General features: G+C 36.5%; 5 protein-coding genes and 1 tRNA gene. 4 read left to right on the top strand and 2 right to left on the bottom strand.

Annotated features, from left to right (window positions below):
- Positions 1-264: 264 nt before the first annotated feature.
- Positions 265-807, bottom strand: coding sequence for a hypothetical protein (locus ACOVQ4_RS07765; RefSeq protein ID WP_421820085.1), 543 nt, complete (start codon positions 805-807; stop codon positions 265-267).
- Positions 808-959: 152 nt separating this feature from the next.
- On the opposite strand from ACOVQ4_RS07765, the gene ACOVQ4_RS07760 reads away from it, so the two are divergent.
- The 3 genes from ACOVQ4_RS07760 (at position 960) to ACOVQ4_RS07750 (ending at position 4,127) form a co-directional block, all read left to right on the top strand.
- Positions 960-2,042, top strand: coding sequence for a sialidase family protein (locus ACOVQ4_RS07760; RefSeq protein ID WP_421820084.1), 1,083 nt, complete (start codon positions 960-962; stop codon positions 2,040-2,042).
- Positions 2,043-2,437: 395 nt separating this feature from the next.
- A tRNA-Leu gene (locus ACOVQ4_RS07755) sits at positions 2,438-2,519 on the top strand.
- Between the two features lie 273 nt (positions 2,520-2,792).
- Positions 2,793-4,127 carry a trigger factor gene (locus tag ACOVQ4_RS07750; RefSeq protein WP_421820083.1) on the top strand — a complete coding sequence of 445 codons (1,335 nt, stop codon included), beginning with the start codon at positions 2,793-2,795 and terminating at the stop codon, positions 4,125-4,127.
- 61 nt (positions 4,128-4,188) lie between these two features.
- Here the strand turns inward: ACOVQ4_RS07750 and ACOVQ4_RS07745 are convergent, their stop codons facing one another.
- The gene (locus ACOVQ4_RS07745; protein ID WP_421820082.1) at positions 4,189-4,374 is read right to left on the bottom strand and encodes a hypothetical protein; all 186 of its coding nucleotides are present in this window, start codon (positions 4,372-4,374) and stop codon (positions 4,189-4,191) included.
- A 188-nt stretch (positions 4,375-4,562) separates the two neighbouring features.
- On the opposite strand from ACOVQ4_RS07745, the gene ACOVQ4_RS07740 reads away from it, so the two are divergent.
- Positions 4,563-6,599 carry a T9SS type A sorting domain-containing protein gene (locus ACOVQ4_RS07740; protein ID WP_421820081.1) on the top strand — a complete coding sequence of 679 codons (2,037 nt, stop codon included), beginning with the start codon at positions 4,563-4,565 and terminating at the stop codon, positions 6,597-6,599.
- The last annotated feature ends 223 nt before the right edge of the window (positions 6,600-6,822 follow it).

Below are 6,822 nucleotides of genomic sequence, written 5' to 3'. Positions count from 1 at the left end.
TTCTTGCTTCTGACGCCTCTGGCTATTGCACAGGAGGCATTTACGAAGCCGACGGCGGAACGACAATATAAGTATGAGCGGTGAAAGATTTGTCAATTTCGGATTTCTGATATCGGATTTCGGAAGTTTAATCTTTTATGTTTTGTAAATAATAAAGGTATTTTACTTTATTTCCGAAATCAGAAATCCCAAATCCGCAATAGTTAGAATTCGTAGGTACACTACTAATTCACAATTCACCAACTCTCAATTCACTCAATAAACCTACTCTATTTCTCTCCATTCGCCTTTTTTGAAATAGACATTATGATATTTTTTGGATTTAAAAATCAAAAACAAATCATTGTCTTTGAAATACAATCGTGGATTAGTCTTCAGAATATGATGTGTAGGCGTATCCATGTGTAATACCAAATTTTCATTAGTATCTAGCGTAACTGTTGAAATACCTCCTCTAAAAGTTTTATTAATTTTGGCACCATTTGTCAAATAAAAGTAAATAGAGTCATTATCTTTTATTTCAAATCTAAAATGGTCATATTGCCAATCGACTTGGTCGCCTGAAAAAAACTCTCTCGCAATGACATACGAGCCATAATAATCCTTTTTCTCGATAGGCATATTCATCAGTGGTACTTCGGATGAAGAACTGCCACGCCTGTACAAATAGACAATTCCCACAACAAACCACAGTATTCCCAAAAGCCAGATGTAGATTTTCTTTTTGGTAAGATCCCAAGCACCTACTAAAATCCCAGATATAGGTATGATGATTAGAATAAATAGCCAATTAGCACTTATTTCCATATTTTAAACGTTTATCAATTTCAATTTTAGGCAATAATGACTGTTAAAGTTTTCAAACTTATTGGTCCAATTTATTATTCGGTTTCTTCAACTTAAGTTCTCAGAGAATTCTGTAATTTCAAGATAACATCTCTAAAAACTGTACTATTTTCATGAAAACATTATTTAGATTCTTCCATAAAAGCATTTTACTGTGTATACTTTCCATCAACAGTCAAGCACAAACTCCTCCAAATTTTCTTATCAAATCAGAGTTTATATTCTCAACAGATGAGTTTCCTGAATGCCACGCTTCAAGTATAGTACAGACGCATGACGGCCTTTTAGTTACATGGTTTGCTGGCACACAAGAGAAAAACCCAGATGTTTCGATATATGCTAGTAGATTTAGTGGTGATAAATGGTCGAAGCCCATCGAGCTTGCCAATGGTATTCAATCTCCAACCTTACGATACCCTTGCTGGAACCCTGTGTTGTTCCAAGTACCCCAAGGCGATTTATTATTATTTTACAAAGTAGGTCCCGACCCTGTTCATTGGTGGGGAATGATTAGACGTTCAAAAGATGAAGGTAAAACGTGGTCTCAACCTGAAAGACTTCCAGAGGGTATTCTTGGGCCTATCAAGAACAAACCTGTTTGGTTAGCGAATAAAACTATTTTGTGTCCTACCAGCACCGAACTGGATGGCTGGAAATTGTACTTTGAATATAGCAAAGATTTGGGAAAAACATGGCAAAAATCTTCATTTTTAAATGATGGAAAAAATATTATGGCTATTCAACCTAGTGTTTTATTTCATCCTAAAGGTAAACTTCAACTACTTTGTCGAAGCCAAAATGATGCAATTTTAGAAGCCTATTCAAACGACAATGGTATGACGTGGAGCGAAGTCCAAAAAACCAACCTTCCCAATCCCAATTCGGGAACAGATGCCCTTACACTCAAAGATGGGAGACATTTATTGGTATATAACCACACCATAAGATACACTGGCAAATGGGGCGGGCCTCGCTCTCCAATCAATGTGGCTATCTCGAAAGAGGGTAAAAAGTGGTTTGCTGTTGCCGAATTAGAAACCGAACCTGGGGAATTTTCCTATCCTGCCATCATTCAATCGTCTGATGGAATGATACATATTATCTACACTTGGAAACGCAAAACCATCAAACACGTGGTTGTAGACCCTAAAAAGATTTCAGGAAAAGAAATCATCAATGGACAATGGCCGAAGTAATTGATAAAGTAGCGTAGATTGAACATTGAAACCACATGAATGTATCTTAAGTTAGTGGGCAAAATAAAATTTAAGATTATGCTTAGGGCTTTCAGGTATCGGCTTTCGGTGGTGGGTTTTGGAAAAAAGCATGGCTGTGGTTAATAAAAACATTTTAACACTCTGTGCCTTGTGCCTGTTGCCTTGTCCCTAAACACATAACTTAAATATTATTCTGCACGATTACTTATCGCAAATTTTTATTTTATTTTTAAAAAAAATATCTCGAAACAATCTACTGAAAGACAATTAGTTGTGGGGTAAATAACAAAAAACAGAAAAAATATTTTCATTTTTTTTTGTAAAAAGTTTGGAATGACGAATCTCTTCACTAATTTTGCAACTCCAAAACGCAAGCGGGCGTGGTGGAATTGGTAGACATACCAGACTTAGGATCTGGCGCCGCGAGGCATGGGGGTTCGAGTCCCTCCGCCCGTACTATCTCAAAGCCCTCTCAACCGACAAGGTTTTGAGGGCTTTTTTGATTGTGGATACACGGGTTGCGGATATCAGATTTACACATTTAAGTAAACGAAAATGTAGAAAAGTTTAGGACAGCCTACAATCAAAGCGCCTATCCATTTCTATATCCTCCTTTTCAGAGATGACTCATTCTCGCATTACTTAAACGTAAATTTTTGATTTTCAAAAATTATCCACCTTCAAGTATCAAGCCGCAATCCTTAATTGCAAATCAGAAATCTCAAGAAAATGAACATTACGCTCGAAAAAAGTAGCAACGTAAACGCCAAGCTTATCGTAGCATTGGTTGAGGAGGATTACAAATCACAAGTTGAGAAAACGCTTAAGAATTACCGTAAAAGTGCTAACATCAAAGGTTTCCGCCCAGGAACTGTACCAATGACTGTTATCCAAAAAATGTTCGGTAAATCTGTATTAATCGACGAAATAAACAACTTGTTGGGTAGTTCTGTTCAAGAATATATCAAAGAAAACAAATTGAATATCGTTGGCGACCCAATGCCAGTTGTTGAAGACCAAGAGTCAATCGACTGGAATACTCAAAAAGAATTTACTTTCTCTTATGAGTTGGGCTTAGCTGGTGATTTCACTGTAGATTTCGACGCCATTCCTGCTATCACTTCTTACGAAATTCAAGCAACTGAGAAAGAAGTTGAAGAAACTATCGAAAGCTTGAAAAAGCAATTTGCTGAGCAAATCCACGCTGAGTCAGTTGAAGATGGAGATATGATTTTCGGAACATTCTCACAAGGTGAATGGTCAGAAAAATCTGCCATTCCTACAAAATCAATCAAAGACGAAGCTAAAGCTATTTTTGTAGGTGCAGCTAAAGAAGCTACCTTGACCTTTGATATCGACAACGTATTTGTTGACGAAAAATCAAAAGGATTGGCAACTGGCAAAAAAGGAGATGACGTTGCAGCTTTGACTGGTGAAGTATCTTTCGCTATCGAAGACATCACTCGCCAAGGTGCTACTGAGTTGAACCAAGAATTGTTCGACAAAGTTTTAGGTGTTGGTAAAGTATCTTCTGAAGAAGAATTCAGAAAAGAAATTCTTTCTATCATCGAATCTAACTACGTTCGTGAATCTGAATATTTGTTGAGAATCGACGCTGAAAAAGCACTTCTTGAAAATATCTCAATCGAACTTCCTGAAGAATTCTTGAAAGAATGGTTGGTGAAAGTAAACGAAGGTAAATTTACAATGGAACAAATCGAAGCAGATTTCGAAGCTGTGAAGCGTGACGTTCGTTGGAACTTTATCAAAAACGAAATCGCTGACAAATTTGAAGTAAAAGTAGATTATCCTGAAGTAATCGAAAAGACTAAAGATATGATTCGTGGTCAATTCGGTATGTACGGTCCTGGCGATGCTCAAATGGAAGAAATGATTGAGCGTATCGCTAATGGCTACTTGACTGACAAAGCTAAGAAAGATAACTTTATGAATATGTTCAACCAAGTATATGCAGACAAAGTAGCTGCTGTAATTGTTGAAAAAGTAAAAGTTGAGAAAAAAGCTATCGATGTTGAAGGGTTCAAAGCTATTGCTGGTGCATAGTTGAGAGTTTGAATAATAAAAAAGGCTAAATCGTATATGATTTAGCCTTTTTTATGCCAACTTACTTTTGATTTGTTGTATCGGTTGATTCTATCGTACTAGTAGAATCCCCCCCCCAAGCTCTTACAAGCTGTTTCTTCTTATTCCAAGGGGCAGTTGTATTTCTGGCCATGTCAATAGCAAGAATTACAACGATGGTTGTAAAAATAACAAATACCCAACGAATAATTTTTTGATTTTTGTTCATAACACTCCAAAATTTTGTTAATTTACTAGAGAGACTCTACGACTATTTGCAGTAAATGTAATATTGACTAGCCTATTTTGGTAAAAATACTACCAGATTTGTATCTATCCTATCGTTATTACACACTTTACCATTCGCATTTTAGACGAGGGGTCTTAATGGTTTCTACTATTTACCTCAAAATGTCTATGTATAAAAAACTACTTTTTTCTCTCCTGCTAATTTGTTCTAACACATGTTTTTCTCAGCAGTTTTACTCTGTTTTCTTTGAGGAGTTACCAAGAGACTGGCAACTTTATCCTCGCAATGAAAACAACCTTGCGGTTATTCCAATAAAAGGACGTATCGAAATTCCGAACTGGAAAAGTATGTCTGTACAGATTTTAAGAAACAAAAAACCCTATTCTTTTCAGAAAATTGCGATTAATTACACCGCAAGCAAAGATACAGGAACCTTTGTACTATCGCCAACTATCAAGGCCGAATTGGCTGAGTATGATGTTAAAGTGTATGCTATTCGAAATGAGCAAGATTCGGTGCTCATGGTAACAAGAGAAAATATCGTTGCTGGAGATGCCTATATTATTTATGGGCAATCTAATGCTCGAGGATGGGAAGAATTTGACCCCTATACCAATGAATATTGTAGAACCTACGGATTTGGCTACGATACAGATCAGTTTAAATGGGGACTTTCTAATTCAGACTATACTGGCTATAGTTTTGATAGGCAAATCGTAGGTCAATGGGGCATTAGTTTTCAAAAATATATCATGAATACTTATGGTATTCCTACCTGTGTTATTTCTCATGCTTCTCCTGGCCAACCAATCCGAAATCTTGTCGAACGAAATCCCTCTAACCATGCTGATATTAGTACTCAATATGGCCGTTTACTTACGTATGTTACACAGGCCAAACTTAATAATGCCGTAAAAGGGCTATTTTATTGGCAAGGAGAAACAGAAGCTTCGCATAACCCTAGCGAATGGAAACCTCTGTTTGATCAACTTTATAAAGAACTCATTGAAGATTATCCATCGATACAGCAATACTATATTTTTCAACTTCCTTTATTTGGAGGAGTTTCATATAATGAAGAAGTTGGTGTTATGCGAGACTACCAACGACAATTGGGTGATATTTACCCTAAAGTAAATAGTTTTGCTGCTTTAGGAGCAACAGGGTGGGATGGTTTTCATTACAAAACTGCGGGTTATCGTCAATTGGGAACGGAATTAGCCAAAATGACATCTTACCATTTCTACGGTGAAAAGAAAAAGTATGAATCGCCTAATATCCGTCGTGCTTTTTACTCATCTCCTACTCGCGATGAAATCACCTTGGCTTTTCAAGATGACCAAAAAGTTATTTATCCGAATGATACAACAACCGATAATTTTATCATCAATAAAACAGGAACGCTCAGCGTCAAAGACTTCTTTTACCTCAATGGTAGATGGAAAAAGGTGGCCTCAGGTTATGCTTCAGAAAACAAAATTATCTTAAAACTTAAAGAACCTGCTTCTTTACAAGATACTTTAATCAAGTATTTACCTTCTGTATTTCCGTATTCTGGCGACTATGATTACGTGAGCGATTTACCATGGGTATACCTTGGCCCTTTTATCAAAAATACAGATGGATACAGAGCCTTTGCTTTTCATAATGTGAAGATTGGTAAATATATCGAAAAACCCGTTTTATCTATCGACAATACTACCTACAATCAAGTAACCTTGAGATGGGGAGTTAGCAATGATAACAACCTAAAGTATGTTTTAGAAAGACGAATAAAAGATTATGGAAACTTTGTTCCCGTTTTCGAAACATCTCAGGCAAGCAGTTTTACAGATACTAATCTTGAGCCAAACCAAGTTTATGAATATAGATTGAGAGTTCTGACTGCTACCAGTGAAGCTAGTGCTGTGACAGAGGGAAAAACCCAAATGCCCTTAGCGACATCGGCAGAACTTAACCCTTCGATTTTGATTTATCCCAATCCTGTTAGTAGTGTAGCTCATATCAATCTGATAAAACCCACCAGTGGTGAAATACAAGTTTGGGATTTAAGCGGACAGTTGCGAGTTAATCAAAAGATTCAAAATCAGGAAAATATCGCTATATCTCTATCAAATCTTGAAAGTGGTACCTATATCATGATGGTTAAATCATCATTAAATGATGCCATTTATAGTCAGAAACTACTTGTAATGCATGACTAAAAACTAATATCAGTGATTATCCGTAACTAGCAGAGACACAATGATTGTGCGTCAAACTTGGCGTCTCAAGATAAGTAAAATCTAGGATAATGGCATCAAACATGAGTCATCCCAAATTTTAAGATTGGGATTATCCTCCATAATTTTCATAAAAAAGGGGTCGGAATATATTTTCCGACCCCTTTTTTGAGGCTATTATGCTAGATTTACTTGGTTTGAGACG

Origin of the sequence: Flectobacillus sp., from assembly GCF_049240685.1 — a bacterium.
Classification (GTDB): Bacteria; Bacteroidota; Bacteroidia; order Cytophagales; family Spirosomataceae; genus Flectobacillus.
This window is presented reverse-complemented; position numbering and strand designations above follow the sequence as displayed.